General features: G+C 71.9%; 12 protein-coding genes and 2 pseudogenes. 11 read left to right on the top strand and 3 right to left on the bottom strand.

The genetic code is table 11. The annotated features are described in order from the left end of the window. Positions 1-571 (bottom strand): annotated as a pseudogene (locus AB0I18_RS36835) (hypothetical protein); the annotation flags it as partial. Here AB0I18_RS36835 and AB0I18_RS36840 point away from each other — a divergent pair. Together AB0I18_RS36840 and mycP are read left to right on the top strand one after the other, a co-directional pair. Further along, positions 549-1643 carry a hypothetical protein gene (locus AB0I18_RS36840; RefSeq protein ID WP_363110054.1) on the top strand — a complete coding sequence of 365 codons (1095 nt, stop codon included), beginning with the start codon at positions 549-551 and terminating at the stop codon, positions 1641-1643. The pseudogene AB0I18_RS36835 and the gene AB0I18_RS36840 sit on opposite strands and share 23 nt — an antisense overlap. Then, a complete protein-coding gene (gene mycP, locus AB0I18_RS36845) occupies positions 1640-2887 on the top strand; it encodes a type VII secretion-associated serine protease mycosin (protein WP_363110055.1) in 1248 nt (415 codons plus the stop codon). The genes AB0I18_RS36840 and mycP overlap by 4 nt, the downstream gene beginning before the upstream one ends. Before the next feature lie 22 nt (positions 2888-2909). Here the strand turns inward: mycP and AB0I18_RS36850 are convergent, their stop codons facing one another. Next, positions 2910-3872, bottom strand: a complete 963-nt coding sequence (locus AB0I18_RS36850; RefSeq protein ID WP_363110056.1) for a serine hydrolase — start codon at positions 3870-3872, stop codon at positions 2910-2912. 171 nt (positions 3873-4043) lie between these two features. Between AB0I18_RS36850 and AB0I18_RS36855 the strand changes: the two genes are divergently transcribed. After that, on the top strand, positions 4044-4775 hold the full coding sequence (locus tag AB0I18_RS36855) for an SseB family protein (protein ID WP_363110057.1): 732 nt from the start codon (positions 4044-4046) through the stop codon (positions 4773-4775). Positions 4776-4823: 48 nt separating this feature from the next. On the opposite strand, the gene AB0I18_RS36860 is transcribed toward AB0I18_RS36855, so the two are convergent. Continuing rightward, positions 4824-5180: a DUF1844 domain-containing protein gene (locus AB0I18_RS36860; RefSeq protein WP_363110058.1), complete on the bottom strand. Its 357-nt coding sequence runs from the start codon at positions 5178-5180 to the stop codon at positions 4824-4826. Between the two features lie 337 nt (positions 5181-5517). Between AB0I18_RS36860 and infC the strand changes: the two are divergent. The 8 genes and pseudogenes from infC to AB0I18_RS36900 all read left to right on the top strand — a co-directional run bounded on the left by infC (position 5518) and on the right by AB0I18_RS36900 (position 14858). Beyond that, positions 5518-6220 (top strand): annotated as a pseudogene (gene infC, locus AB0I18_RS36865) (translation initiation factor IF-3). Between the two features lie 130 nt (positions 6221-6350). After that, positions 6351-6545, top strand: a complete 195-nt coding sequence (gene rpmI, locus AB0I18_RS36870) for a 50S ribosomal protein L35 (RefSeq protein WP_003947156.1) — start codon at positions 6351-6353, stop codon at positions 6543-6545. Between the two features lie 95 nt (positions 6546-6640). After that, the gene (gene rplT / locus AB0I18_RS36875; RefSeq protein WP_003970214.1) at positions 6641-7024 is read left to right on the top strand and encodes a 50S ribosomal protein L20; all 384 of its coding nucleotides are present in this window, start codon (positions 6641-6643) and stop codon (positions 7022-7024) included. Between the two features lie 542 nt (positions 7025-7566). Continuing rightward, positions 7567-8409 carry an RNA methyltransferase gene (locus AB0I18_RS36880; protein ID WP_363110059.1) on the top strand — a complete coding sequence of 281 codons (843 nt, stop codon included), beginning with the start codon at positions 7567-7569 and terminating at the stop codon, positions 8407-8409. A gap of 80 nt (positions 8410-8489) precedes the next feature. Beyond that, positions 8490-9635, top strand: a complete 1146-nt coding sequence (locus AB0I18_RS36885) for an ATP-binding protein (RefSeq protein ID WP_363110060.1) — start codon at positions 8490-8492, stop codon at positions 9633-9635. A gap of 159 nt (positions 9636-9794) precedes the next feature. Next, positions 9795-10934, top strand: a complete 1140-nt coding sequence (gene pheS / locus AB0I18_RS36890; RefSeq protein ID WP_363110061.1) for a phenylalanine--tRNA ligase subunit alpha — start codon at positions 9795-9797, stop codon at positions 10932-10934. Next, positions 10934-13441, top strand: coding sequence for a phenylalanine--tRNA ligase subunit beta (pheT, locus tag AB0I18_RS36895; RefSeq protein ID WP_363110062.1), 2508 nt, complete (start codon positions 10934-10936; stop codon positions 13439-13441). Before pheS ends, pheT begins: the two co-directional genes overlap by 1 nt. A 391-nt stretch (positions 13442-13832) precedes the next feature. Further along, positions 13833-14858, top strand: a complete 1026-nt coding sequence (locus AB0I18_RS36900) for a PP2C family protein-serine/threonine phosphatase (protein WP_363110091.1) — start codon at positions 13833-13835, stop codon at positions 14856-14858. Positions 14859-14866: the final 8 nt, after the last annotated feature.

Below are 14866 nucleotides of genomic sequence, written 5' to 3' on the forward strand. Positions count from 1 at the left end.
GCACCCCGCCGCGTCCGGCGACCGCGTCGCGTACCCCGGTGCGGAGCCCCGCGGACACCGGCGCCCCGCCCCGCCCCCCGGCCGGGCCGGGGATAGGTACGAGGAGCGCCGGCCCGGCGGGCACCCCGCCGCGTCCGGCCGCGGAGCCGCAGGCGAGCACGAGGACCGGGGCCCCGGGGACGGGGGTTCCGCCCCGGCCCGGCACCGAGCCGAGGGCGACCACCGGCAACGTCCAGGAGCGGCCCGGCTCCGGTACGCCGGAGCGGCCCTTCGTCCCGCCGAGGGCGAACGCCCCGGAGCGCCCGCTCACGCCACCCCGGTCAGGGGCCGCGGAGCGCCCGGGCGCACAGTCCGGGCCCGGCGCCACGGAACGCCCGCCGAGGGCGACCACCGGCAACGTCCAGGAGCGGCCGGGCTCCGGTACGCCCGAGCGGCCCTTCGCCCCGCCGGGGCCGGGTGCCCCGGAGCGCCCGCTCACGCCACCCCGGTCAGGCGCCGCGGAGCGCCCGCCGAGGGCGCCCATGCCGAGGGCCGGGGAGCGCTCGTTCGTGCCGCAGCCCCGGCCGGGCACCGTGCCTCCCGCCGCCACGCGGCGCGTCGGCGAGTCCTGGGAGAGCCTGTCGGAGACCACGAGGCGGCTCCGGCCCATCCCGGCCGCCCCCTCCGCGACACGCACCGCCGTCACCACGCCACCCACCGCGCCACCACCCGGCGTGGCCCCGGCGGCTCCGGCGACACACTCCTCGGGCTCCTCGGGCCTCCCCCGACACCTCGCCGAAGACGAGGACCTGAGGCTGGGCGGCGCCCCTGTCCACCGTCCCTTCGTCTCCCTCGCGCCCCCGGACACGTACGACCCCGACGCCGCCCGCCCGTCCGCCGGGGGCACCCGGATCCGGCCCCGGGTCGCGGCCGCCGCGGCCTGTGTCGTACTGGGACTCGGGCTCATCGGCGGTGCGGTGACGGGGAGTTGGCTCACCGGGGACAACGATGGAGCGCCCGGGGCGCGGGACGCCTTCACGGCGGCCGGGGACCTGTGGCACAGCATCCCCGTGGACGAACTCTTCCCGCCGACCGTCAAGGGCGAGGGCGCGGGACCAGGCGGCGCCGACCGTACGTGGATCCGGGTCGCCGTGGCCCCGGCCAGTGGCTGCGAGGACGCCTTCGACCCGCTTCTGCGCAAGGTCCTCACCCCCGTGGGCTGCCTGCGCCTGCTGCGCGCGACCTACACGGACGCGACCCGCAGCCACGTCACCACCGTCGGCCTGCTGTTCACCAAGGCGGACTCGGCGGCGATGAGCGCCCTGAACAGCCGGTTCACGGCGCAGGGTCTCGACCGGCGGCGCGATCTCATGCCCCGCCCGTACGCCCCGAAGGACAGCGCCGCCGCCGGGTTCGGCGACGACCAGCGGGCGTCGTGGACGGTGTCGGTCCTGACCGACGCCCCGGTCGTCGTCTACGCGGTCTCCGGCTTCGCGGACGGCCGTGCCGTCACCGACCCGCAGCCCGCCGAGGAGGCGATGAAGACCGACGCCGGCACGCCCCCCGCGCAGGCCGGCCTCGGCCACGACGCGCAGGGCCTCGCCGACCGCGTCGAGCGAAGCCTCCGCAAGACCGTCAACTCGGCCACGGAGAAGCCGTCATGACCCGCAGATCCGGCCCCCGCACCACTCACACGACCAGCGGCACGGGCACCCGTACGCCCTCGCGCACGGTCTCCCGCAGAGCCGGAGCCCTGGCCGCGCTGCTGGCCGCCACACTCGCCCTCCTGCCCGCCACCACGGCCCACGCCGCCGACGGCATCCGCGGCCAGCAGTGGGCGCTGGCCGCGATGAACACGCGGGAGGCCTGGCGTACGACGGAGGGCGAGGGCATCACCGTCGCCGTCCTCGACACGGGCGTCGACGCCGAACACCCGGACCTGGCGGGCAACGTGCTCAACGGCAAGGACCTGGTCGGCTTCGGCGCCGGCCGGGGCGACCGCGCCTGGGCCCGGCACGGCACGGCGATGGCGGGCATCATCGCGGGCCACGGACACGGCCCCGGCAATGCCGACGGCGTCATGGGCATCGCCCCGGAGGCGAAGATCCTCCCCGTCCGCGTGATCCTCGAAGACGGCGACTCCGCCCGCGGCAAGGCCCGCAACACCCGCGGCAACGCCCTCGCCGAAGGCATCCGCTGGGCCGCCGACAACGGCGCCGACGTCATCAACCTCTCCCTCGGCGACGACTCTAAGTCCGCCCACCCCGAGGCCTCCGAGGACGCCGCCGTCCAGTACGCCCTGAAGAAGGGCTCCGTCGTCGTCGCCTCGGCCGGCAACGGCGGCGAGAAGGGCGACCACATCTCGTACCCGGCGGCGTACCCGGGCGTCATAGCCGCCACCGCCGTCGACAAGTACGGCACCCGCGCCTCGTTCTCCACCCGCCGCTGGTACGCCACCGTCAGCGCGCCCGGCGTCGACGTCGTCATCGCCGACCCGGACCGCGAGTACTACGAGGGCTGGGGCACCAGCGCCGCCTCGGCCTTCGTCTCCGGCGCGGTCGCTCTCGTCAGGGCGGCCCACCCGGGCCTGTCCCCGGCCCAGATCAAACAGCTCCTGGAGGACACCGCCAGCGACGCCCCGGCCGGCGGCCGCGACGACTCCCGCGGCTTCGGCTTCGTCGACCCCGAGGCAGCGATCAAAGCGGGCGCCAAGCTCAAGCCGGAGGGGCTCAGCGCGGCGGCCTACGGCGACAAGTACTTCGGCCCGGGCCCGGACACCCCGGAGGACGACAAGAGCACGACCGCCTGGGCGGGCCCCCTGGCGGGAAGCCTGGGCGGCGTACTCCTGGTGGCGGCGACCGTCCTGTGGCGCAACAGCCGCAGACCACGCCGACCCGACATCCCTTGAGAGGCGCGCTCAAGAGGCACGCTCAGGCGTTCCCGAGCGACGCCACCGCCACCTTCACCGCCGCCTCCACCAGCGAAATCCCGTTCTCCTTCGTGGAGTTGCCGTCGGACAACGCCGCCACAAGGTACTCGCGGCCGTGCACGGTCACCCGTCCGATGCTGTTGATGTCCCACAGCCCGGTCGCGGTACGCGGCAACCAGCCGTTCTTCAGGGCGAACGGGGCGCCCGCGGCCGACACCCCCCAGTCCTGGCCCGCGGCGATGTCCCCCATGAGCCCCCGCAGATACGTCCGAGAGGCCTCACTCAGCTCCGACTCGTCCCCGAACACCTGCCGGAGCAAGGCGAGTTGATCGGCGGCCGTGGTCTGTGTCAGTCCCCACAGCGCGCCGTCCCCGCCCTCGGTGTGTCCGAGCCCGAAACGTTCGTTCGCCGCCCGCAGGCCCCGCGCCTGACCGATCGCGTACCACAGCGCCGTCGCGGACGCGTTGTCGCTGTTCTGGATCATCGCGGTGGCGTACGCCTTCTCCTGCGCCGACAGATACCTGCCCGCGTCCTGCGCCTGGAGCAGCAGCGCGGCCAGGATGTCGACCTTCACGATGCTCGCGGTGTCGAACGCCCCGTCCCCGTACGCCGCGTTGTCACCCGACTCGACATCCAGCACCGCCACCGCCACGTCCGCACCGTGCTCGACGGTCACGGACTTCATGGCCGCGGCCAGCAGCGCGTCCCGGTCCACCGAGGGTGCCGTCGCGGGTTCCACCTGCACCTCCGTCGGTTCGGCCGCCGCCACGCTCGGAGTGGGCGACGGTGAGGAGGATACGAGCTCGTCGGCGTCGTGCGCCTGCGCCTTCACGTACGCGGTGCCCGAGGCTGTGGCACCGACCAGGACGACGGAGGCCAGCCCGGCGTAGAGGAGCAGCCTGCGGCGGGGCGGACGGTACTCGCTGCGCCGGGAAGCTCTGGTGGGGTCCGAGTCCGGGTCCATGGCGCGATCGTGGGCCCCGCCACTGTGCGTCTGATTAGCTGCGTGTTAGAAGCGCGTCAGGAATCACCGGGCAATCTGTGAAACTCGTGAACGGCACGTTTCCGGGGCGCACAAAGCACGCGAGTGGCCCACGGACAGGGCCTGCGCCCCTCACCGATAGGGTCGGTGACCGTGGCGAACAAGAACATCCCCGACCCCGGCTTCTCCGACGACGACGGCTCCGCCGACCCCCGGCTGAGCGCGGCGCTGGCGGCCTGGGCCGAGGACCGGTCCGCACACGGTCCCGTCCTCGCCGCGCTCAAAGACGCGCGGCTCCTCGTCCCCGTCGTGGCTGTCCTCGGTGAGGTCGAGGAGGACGAGAACGGGCTGCGCCGCGAGAAGACCAGCGACATGGCCGTCCCCACCCTCAAGGCCGGGAACCGCACCGCACTGCCCGCCTTCACCTCCACCGCGTCGCTGGCCCGCTGGGACCCGGCGGCCCGCCCTGTCGCCGTACCCCTGCACCAGGCCCTCCAGGCCGCCGCCCACGAGAAGGCCGACACGGTCGTGCTCGACCTGGCAGGTCCGGTCCCGTACGAGCTGACGGGCCCGGCGCTGCTGGCGCTCGCCGAGGGACGTACGACGACGGACCCGCTGGCCGATCCCGCCGTGGTCGACGCGGTACGCGCCGCGGTGACCGCCGAGCCCCTGGTGCGCCGCGCCCACCTCGGGCCTGGCCGGGCGGACGGCACCCTCGCCCTCGTACTGGACCCGTCCGCCGCCCCGGCCGAGACCACCCGCGCGCTCGCCCAGCGGCTGGCCGCCGACGAAACACTGCGGGCCCGCCTGGTCCGCGGCCTCGACCTGGCACTTCTGCCGGCCGAGGCGACGCCACCGGGCGAGCCCCTGTTCGTACGCCAGTAGGAAGGCACCCGTAACAGGGCGCCAGTAATAACCAGTAAGTAAGAGGGGTCAGCCGAAGACCGGCCCCGTGTACTTCTCGCCCGGGCCCTGGCCCGGCTCGTCCGGGACGATCGAGGCCTCGCGGAACGCCAGCTGGAGCGACTTCAGGCCGTCGCGCAGCGGCGCGGCGTGGAAGGAGCTGATCTCGGTCGCGGACGCGTCGAGGAGCCCGGCCAGCGCGTGCACCAGCTTGCGCGCCTCGTCGAGGTCCTTGTACTTGTCGCCCTCCTCGGTCAGACCGAGCTTCACGGCGGCGGCGCTCATCAGGTTGACGGCGACCGTCACGAGGACCTCGACCGCGGGGACCTCCGCGATGTCGCGGGTCATGGCGTCGAAGTCGGGGGTCTCAGGAGGGGTGTCACTCATGCCCCACACGATAGGCCCCGGTGCACGACGATTCGCACCACCCCCGGGGAGCTGCTAACCTTGTGTAACGACCGGCCGGACACTCCTGTGCCCGGCCCGCAAGTGGAGGCTCCGATCTCCCACCCGACCATCCTCCGGGACGGCGGGTCACCCGGTCAGGCGGCCACCATCGTTCCGTACGGACGATGGAGTCGCTGGATATGCGCCCCGCGGGCCACCGCGGCGGTGCTCCGGTAGTCCTTGGAGCCCCGCCTGCGATCCGTCCGGGGCATTTTTCATGTGCCGCGGTGGTTGGTCCCAGTGAAACAGACGTACGCGAGCTGTCTGCCAGGCAGCCGTGTGGTGCTATCCGAGGAGGATCCATCAGCGCCGAGCCCCGCATCAACGACCGGATTCGCGTTCCCGAGGTGCGACTTGTCGGTCCCAGCGGCGAGCAGGTCGGGATTGTCCCGCTTGCCAAGGCCCTGGAGCTTGCGCAGGAGTACGACCTCGACCTGGTCGAGGTGGCCGCGACTGCGCGTCCGCCGGTCTGCAAGCTCATGGACTACGGCAAGTTCAAGTACGAGTCGGCCATGAAGGCCCGTGAGGCGCGCAAGAACCAGGCGCACACGGTCATCAAGGAGATGAAGCTCCGGCCGAAGATCGACCCGCACGACTACGACACCAAAAAGGGTCACGTCGTCCGGTTCCTCAAGCAGGGCGACAAGGTCAAGATCACGATCATGTTCCGTGGTCGCGAGCAGTCCCGGCCGGAGCTCGGCTACCGACTGCTGCAGCGCCTTGCGGAGGACGTGCAGGACCTCGGGTTCATCGAGTCGAACCCGAAGCAGGACGGCCGAAACATGATCATGGTTCTCGGCCCGCACAAGAAGAAGACCGAGGCGATGGCCGAGGCCCGTGAGGCTCAGGCGGCCCGCAAGGCGGAAGCGAAGGCCAACCCCGGCAAGTCGCAGAACCACGCGGACGACGACATCCCCGACGGGGACGTCGACGACGCCGAGATCGCCGAGGCCCCGGCCGAGGCTCCCGCCGAAGCCTGATCCCGGGACGGCAGTCCAAGGGGGTTCCCGAACGCGAGTCCGGGGACGCCGACCGATACATATGACGTTCCGTTGTGCCCGGTTTCACGACCGGGCACAGGAACGCCACTGACGAGGAGAGAACGGCGCTATGCCGAAGAACAAGTCGCACAGCGGTGCCAGCAAGCGCTTCAAGATCACCGGCTCCGGCAAGGTGCTCCGTGAGCGCGCCGGCAAGCGCCACCTGCTCGAGCACAAGTCGTCGCGCCTGACGCGCCGCCTCACCGGCAACGCCGAGATGGCCCCGGGCGACGCCAAGAAGATCAAGAAGCTTCTCGGCAAGTGATGTCGGGTGCGCACCGCGCGCCTGATCTCTGACCGGGACCCAATCGATTTCGGGCCGTGTGAGTCCCACCACGGCCCCGCTACAAGGAGTTAAAAGTGGCACGCGTCAAGCGGGCAGTCAACGCCCACAAGAAGCGCCGGGCGATCCTCGAGGCGGCCTCCGGCTACCGCGGTCAGCGTTCGCGCCTGTACCGCAAGGCCAAGGAGCAGGTCACCCACTCGCTGGTCTACAACTACAACGACCGCAAGAAGCGCAAGGGTGACTTCCGTCAGCTGTGGATCCAGCGCATCAACGCTGCGGCCCGCCAGAACGGCATGACGTACAACCGCCTCATCCAGGGTCTGAAGGCCGCGAACATCGAGGTCGACCGCAAGATCCTCGCCGAGCTGGCCGTCAACGACGCCAACGCGTTCGCCGCGCTCGTCGAGGTCGCGCAGAAGGCTCTGCCGTCGGACGTCAACGCGCCCAAGGCTGCGTGACGCTGGCGCTGGCCTTGGCCGGATCTAGCTGTGGACCCGTTTGCCTTTTGGCTTACGGGTCCACGTGTGTTTTCGCTGCCTTCGGTCGGTATGGCTGGTGTGGCACCGCCGGAATCCGTCGTCGTGGCTGAGCGCCGCCGCGGCGGAAATCAGGGGCCCGGCCCCGTGAACCCAGCGGAAATCAGGTACGCCGGCCCCGTGGCCCCAGCCGAACGAGTCGCCCAGCCCCGTGCGACAGCGGAATGACTTGCCCCACCCGTGAACCAGCGGAACGAGTCGCTCAGCCCCGTGCGACAGCGGAATGACTCGCCCCACCCGTGAAGCAGCCGAACGAATCGCCCAGATCCGTGCGGCAGCGGAATGACTGACCCCACCCGTGAACCAGCGGAACGAGTCGCTCAGCCCCGTGCGACAGCGGAATGACTCGCCCCACCCGTGAACCAGCGGAACGAGTCGCCCAGCCCTGTGCGACAGCGGCCTGACTCACCCCTCCCGTGAACCAGCGGAATGACTTGCCCCACCCGTGAACCAAAGGTGAACCGATGTCCGCCGCCCCCGAGTTGATCTCCTCCCGTTCGCCGCGCGTCAGCGCCGCGCGGCGGCTCGCCAAGCGGAGTTTCCGGGGGAAGGAACGGCTGTTCCTCGCGGAGGGGCCGCAGGCCGTGCGGGAGGCCGCCGGGCATCGCACCGGGAGCGGCCCGACCCTCGTGGAACTGTTCGCGACCCTCGACGCCGCGGAGCGGTACGCCGACATCGTGGGCGAGGCCCGTGCCGCCGGGGCCCGCCTGCACCTCGCCGCCGACGACGTGATCGCGGACATCTCGACGACCGTCACCCCGCAGGGCCTGGTCGGGATCTGCCGGTTCCTGGACACCCCGTTCGAGGACATCCTCAAGGCGGAGCCCAGGCTGGTCGCCGTGCTGGCGCATGTGCGGGACCCCGGGAACGCCGGGACCGTGCTGCGCTGCGCCGACGCCGCGGGAGCCGACGCCGTCGTCCTCACCGACGCGTCCGTCGACCTCTACAACCCCAAGGCCGTAAGGGCCTCGGTCGGTTCGCTGTTCCATCTGCCCGTCGCCACGGGCGTACCCGTGGAGGAGGCCGTGCGGGGCCTGAAGGACGCCGGTGTGCGCATCCTCGCCGCCGACGGCGCCGGGGACGACGACCTGGACGACGAGCTCGACAAGGGGACCATGGGCGGGCCGACCGCCTGGGTGTTCGGTAACGAGGCGTGGGGGCTCCCGGAGGAGACCCGCGCGCTGGCGGACGCCGTCGTGCGCGTACCGATTCACGGGAGGGCCGAAAGCCTGAACCTCGCGACGGCCGCCGCCGTATGTCTCTACGCGTCGGCTCGTGCACAGCGTGCCCGCGGTGCTGGTTCCTGAGGGGGTCCGTTCCGTCACTCCCAGCTAGTAGGGTGACGGGCTCGGGGGCCTCTGCGCCAGACGAGAGGTGGGGTACGGGGATGAGTGTCGGCACGAGCGGTGCGAAGAGCGCACTGCGTGCACACGACGTGCGGAGCGCGTCCGCGCCCCGGCACGGTGATCTCGCCGAGCTCGGCATCGACCCCGACGACCTGCCCGACGGACTCGTGATCGCCGACGAGCACGGCCGCGTGATCTGCTTCAACGCCGCGGCCGTCCGGATCACAGCCACCCCCGCCGCCGACGCCCTCGGCCGACAGCTCGACCGGGCCCTGCCGTTAGAGGACCTCGAAGGCCGCCGCTGGTGGCAGATCACCGACCCGTACGGCGGCCTCGCGATCCGGGTCGGACAGCCCGAGCGCAATCTGCTGCTCCCCGGCGGGCGGGAGGTGCTGGTCACCGCGCGCTATGTACGCACCCGGCCCACCGGGCCCATCCGCCGCGTCGTCGTCTCGCTGCGCGACACCGAGGCCCGCCGTCGCACCGAGCGCAGCCACGCCGAGCTGATCGCCACGGTCGCCCACGAACTGCGCTCGCCGCTCACCTCCGTCAAGGGCTTCACGGCGACGCTGCTCGCCAAGTGGGAACGGTTCACCGACGACCAGAAGAAGCTCATGCTGGAGACGGTGGACGCCGACGCCAACCGCGTGACACGTCTCATCGCCGAGCTCCTCGACATCTCCCGCATCGACTCCGGGCGCCTCGAACTGCGCCGCCAGCCCGTCGACATAGGGGCCGCCGTCGGCCGCCACATCCAGGCGTACGTGGCTTCCGGCCAGTCCGCCGACCGCTTCCTGCTGCGCATCGGCCAGCCGCTGCCCGCCCTGTGGGCCGACCCCGACAAGGTCGACCAGGTGCTCAGCAACCTGCTGGAAAATGCGGTGCGGCACGGCGAGGGAACCGTCACCATCGACGTAGAGCCCGCGCCGTCACCCCGCGAAGCGGAGGACGCCGGCACGTCGGTCACGGTGAGCGACGAGGGCCCCGGCATCCCGGAGGAGTCCATGAACCGCGTCTTCACCCGCTTCTGGCGGGGCAGCAAGCGCGGCGGCACCGGCCTCGGGCTGTACATCGTCAAGGGCATCGTCGAAGCCCACGGCGGCACCATCACGGTCGGCCGCGCCCCCGAGGGCGGCGCGCAGTTCCGATTTACGCTGCCCGTGGGCACCCCGGCCTATCTGGCCTGAGCCCGGCCCGCCCCGGCCGGCGCCGCCCGCGGGCGCATTCGTCCACCTCACCCCCGTTAGACTCGGCCTTTGGCACCTTTGCGTCCCCGTTTCAGGGACGATGCGTCCCCCGAGTCGCGACGGGGACCTCTGGCCAACCAATCGGAAGCACGGGAAGAGATGTCGGCACCGAACAAGTCGTACGACCCTGTTGAGGTCGAGGCACTGAAACCGGAAGAGATCGAGCGCATGCGGGACGAGGCGCTCGCCGCCTTCGCCGCCGCCGGTGACCTCGACGCGCTCCAGGAGGCCAAGGTCGCCCACACCGGCGGCACCTCGCCGCTGGCCCTCGCCAACCGCGAGATCGGCGCCCTGCCCCCGCACGCCAAGGCCGAGGCAGGCAAGCGCGTCGGCCAGGCCCGCGGCGCCGTGAACAAGGCCCTCGCCGCCCGCCAGGCCGAGCTGGAGGCCGAGCGCGACACCCGGGTGCTGGTCGAGGAGGCGGTGGACGTCACACTGCCCTACGACCGCGTACCGGCCGGCGCCCGGCACCCGCTGACCACCATGATGGAGCGGGTCGCGGACGTCTTCGTGTCCATGGGGTACGAGATCGCCGAGGGCCCCGAGGTCGAGGCGGAGTGGTTCAACTTCGACGCCCTGAACTTCGGCCCGGACCACCCGGCCCGGCAGATGCAGGACACCTTCTTCGTCCAGGGCACTCCGGGTCCTGAGGGTGCCGACAGTGACGGCGAGTCCGGTGTCGTCCTGCGTACGCACACCTCGCCCGTGCAGGCCCGCGCGCTCCTCGACCGGGAGCCGCCCGTCTACGTGGTGTGCCCCGGCCGCGTGTACCGCACCGACGAGCTGGACGCCACGCACACCCCGGTCTTCCACCAGATCGAGCTGCTGGCCGTCGACGAGGGCCTGACCATGGCCGACCTGAAGGGCACCCTGGACCACATGGTCCGCTCGCTCTTCGGCGCGGACATGAAGACCCGGCTGCGCCCGAACTACTTCCCGTTCACGGAGCCGTCCGCCGAGATGGACATGCTCTGCTACGTCTGCAAGGGCGAGTCCGTCGGCAACCCCGACCGCTCCTGCCGCACCTGCTCCAGCGAGGGCTGGATCGAGCTCGGCGGCTGCGGCATGGTCAACCCGCGGGTGCTGACCGCCTGCGGTGTGGACCCGGAGAAGTACAGCGGATTCGCCTTCGGGTTCGGCATCGAACGGATGCTGATGTTCCGCCACAACGTCGAAGACATGCGAGACATGGTCGAGGGTGACGTCCGGTTCACCCGGCCGTTCGGGATGGAGATCTGATGCGGGTCCCGCTTTCTTGGCTGCGGGAGTACGTCGACCTGCCGGCGACGGAGACCGGGCGCGACGTCCAGGCCAAGCTCATTTCGGCAGGCCTGGAGGTCGAGACCGTCGAGCAGCTCGGCGCCGGCCTCAAGGGGCCGCTCGTCGTCGGCAAGGTGCTGACCATCGAGGAGCTGGAGGGCTTCAAGAAGCCCATCCGCTTCTGCACGGTCGACGTGGGTCAGGCCAACGGCACCGGTGAGCCCCAGGAGATCGTCTGCGGCGCCCGCAACTTCGCCGTCGGCGACAAGGTCGTCGTGGTCCTGCCGGGCGCGGTGCTGCCCGGCGACTTCGCGATCGCCGCGCGCAAGACGTACGGCAAGACCTCGCACGGCATGATCTGCTCCGCCGACGAGCTGGGCATGGGCGACGACGGCACGCACGGCATCATCGTGCTGCCGCCCGAGTACGAGGTCGGCACCGACGCCGTCGAGCTGCTCCAACTCGTCGACGAGGTCCTCGACATCGCCGTCACGCCCGACCGCGGCTACGCCCTGTCGATGCGCGGCGTGGCCCGCGAGGCCGCCACCGCCTACGGCCTGCCGCTGCGCGACCCGGCGCTGCTCGACGTGCCGGGTCCGAACGCGTTCGGCCACCCGGTGCGGGTCTCCGACCCGCAGGGCTGCGACCGCTTCACCGCGCGCACCGTCACGGGCCTGTCGCCCGAAGCACGCTCGCCGATCTGGCTGCGGCGCCGCCTCCAGAAGGCGGGCATGCGCCCGATCTCGCTCGCCGTCGACGTCACCAACTACGTGATGCTGGAGCTCGGTCAGCCCCTGCACGCGTACGACCGCTCCCGCATCCAGGGCACCATCGGCGTGCGCCGGGCCGAGCCGGGGGAGAACCTCACCACCCTCGACGGCGCCAAGCGCACGCTGGACGCCGAGGACCTGGTGATCACCGACGACCGCGGGCCGATCGGCCTCGCGGGTGTCATGGGCGGCGCCGACACGGAGATCGCGGATCACGCGGTCGAGGCCGGCACCACCGATGTCGTGATCGAGGCCGCGCACTTCGACGCGATCTCCATCGCGCGCACGGCCCGCCGCCACAAGCTGGCCTCCGAGGCGTCCAAGCGCTTCGAGCGCGGCGTCGACCCGGAGGCCGCGTCCGCCGCCGCCCAGCGCACGGTCGACCTGCTGGTGCTGCTCGCGGGCGGCTCCGCCGACGCCGGCGTCACCGAGGTCATCGCGCCCTCCGCGCCGCACACCATCACCATCCCGGCGAACCACCCGGACAAGGTCGCGGGCGTCGACTACGGCCGCGAGACCGTCGTACGCCGCCTCCAGCAGGTCGGCTGCGACGTCTACGGGCAGGACGAGCTGATCGTCACCGTGCCGTCCTGGCGGCCCGACCTGACGGACCCGAACGACCTGGCCGAAGAGGTCATCCGGCTTGAGGGTTACGAGAACCTGCCCTCGACCCTGCCCAAGCCTCCGGCGGGCCTGGGCCTGACCGAGCGCCAGCGGCTGCACCGGCGGGTCGGCCGCGCGCTGGCCGGTGCCGGGTATGTCGAGGCGCTGAACTACCCGTTCATCGGGACCGAGGTCCTCGACCAGCTCGGCATCGAGGCCGACGACCCGCGCCGCACCATGGTCAAGCTGGTCAACCCGCTCTCCGACGAAGAGCCGGCGATGCGCACCACACTGCTGCCGGGACTGCTCGGCGCACTGCGGCGCAACGACGGCCGGGGCTCGCACGACCTGGCGCTCTTCGAGACCGGCCTGGTCTTCCGGCCGACCGGCCAGGAGCACAAGGCCGAGCGGCTGCCCGTCGACCGGCGCCCCACCGACGAGGAGGTCGCCGGGGTCGACTCCGCGCTGCCGCGTCAGCCGCGGCGCGCCGCCGTCGTCCTCGCGGGCGCCCGCGAGCAGGCCGGCTGGTGGGGCAAGGGCCGTCCCGCCGACTGGGCGGACGCCGTCGAGGCCGCTCGTATCGTCGCCGGCGAAGCCGGTGTCGAGCTGACCGTGCGCAGTGACCAGCACGCTCCCTGGCACCCGGGCCGCTGCGCCGCGCTGTACGTCGCGGTGAACGGCGAGGAGACCCTCGTCGGGCACGCCGGTGAGCTGCACCCGCGCGTCATCAAGGCGCTGCACCTTCCGGAGCGCAGCTGCGCCATGGAGGTCGAGCTCGACATCCTGGAGCAGGCGGGTACGGGCGTCCTCGGGGCGCCGCGCATCTCCGCCTTCCCGGTCGCCACGCAGGACGTCGCGCTGGTCGTCGACAAGTCCGTCCCGCACGCGGACGTCGAGGCGGCCCTGCGCGAGGGCGCGGGTGAACTCCTCGAGTCCATCCGGCTGTTCGACGTCTACGAGGGCGAGCAGCTCGGCGAGGGCAAAAAGTCCCTGGCGTACGCGCTGCGGTTCCGTGCCGACGATCGCACGCTGACCGTGGATGAGGCCTCCGCGGCTCGTGACGCGGCGGTTGCCCTCGCGGGCGAGCGGGTGGGGGCCGTTCTGCGGGGCTAGCTCCGCTGGTGGTGCCGGGGAACTGTGGGCCGTTGTTCTGCTGCGGGTGCGTCGTGGCTGGGCGCGCAGTTCCCCGCGCCCCTTGAAGGGGCGCTCCCTTGTGGCCGTCAGTAGTCACCTCACTCTTTTGGGTGACAAGTGCGGGCGATCTGGTCCGATCGGGGCATGCGATCGACAGAATCGATCCGGCCGAAGTGGCCGGTGCCTGCGCGCTGAACAGGGCCTTAGGGGGGCCATCGGCATGATCGATACCAAGGCTGGGGCGCCCCGCCGGGCCAGGCCCCGGGTGAACCACCGGACACGATGGCGGAAAAACATCGCCCGCAGGCTCGGTCGCGGCGAGGCCAGACGCCTCGGCCGGGACCGCCGGCGGCTGCGCCGGGTGCTCGAAATGGGGCTCCCCACGGTGTGGGGCGCGGCGGCGGTCGCGTACAAACTCACCTGTCCGCTCGCCCAGCAGAACGGGCTCGGCGCCCGGATCGTCACCTGCGCGGTCTTCTTCGCGGTCGGTACGGGTCTGATACTGCATGTCAGACGTGGGCCGCTGCGGGAGCTCCGGCAGATCCGCAAGGTCGCGGTCGCCGCCCAGGGTGTCCTCCTGCGGCCGCTCCCGCCGCGGATCGACGGGCTGAACGTGGCCGCGGCACAGTTCTCGGCGGACCGCGGGGCCACTGTCGGCGGCGACCTGTACGAGGTGATCGGCACCGAGCACGGCGTACGGGTCGTGATGGGCGACGTCCGCGGGCACGGGCTCGCCGCCATCGGGACCGTCGCCGCCGTCCTCGGGAGCTTCCGCGAGGCCGTTCACGACGAGGCCGAACTCCCCGGCGTGCTGCGCAGGCTGGAGCGTGCTCTGGCCCGGCATCTGCGAGAGCGGGCGAAGGCCGAACATCCTTCGTCGGGACTGGACCCGGACAGCCCGGTCGCCGAGGACTTCGTCACCGTGCTGCTCCTGGAGATCCGCCGCGACGGCGAGGTGCACGCCCTCAACTGCGGTCATCCCTGGCCGTATGTGCTGAGCGGCGGCCGGGCCGAACCACTGGCCCAGACCGAACCCCTGCCTCCGCTCGGGCCGTTCCCGCTCCCGGCCGAGCTGACAACCGCCGACTGCGGTCAACTGCTGCCCGGCGAGGCACTGTTCCTGCACACCGACGGAGCCGAGGACGCCCGCGACAGCCGTGGCCGGTTCTTCCCGCTGCCCGCCGCACTCACCGAGGCCGTCCGCACCCAGCCGCTCTCACCCCAGGCCGTACTCCGCTCGGTCTTCGCCCAACTACTGCGCCACGCGGGCGGACTTCCCACCGACGACGTAGCCATACTCGTACTCCGAAACGACCGAGCCCGCGTACCGATGCAACAGGGCGAACCGGTACCCCACGTAGAACCTGTACCCCACGTGATCGGCCGCGCCCCGTAAGACCTAAG

The organism is Streptomyces sp. NPDC050704 (assembly GCF_040654355.1).
Classification (GTDB): Bacteria; Actinomycetota; Actinomycetes; order Streptomycetales; family Streptomycetaceae; genus Streptomyces.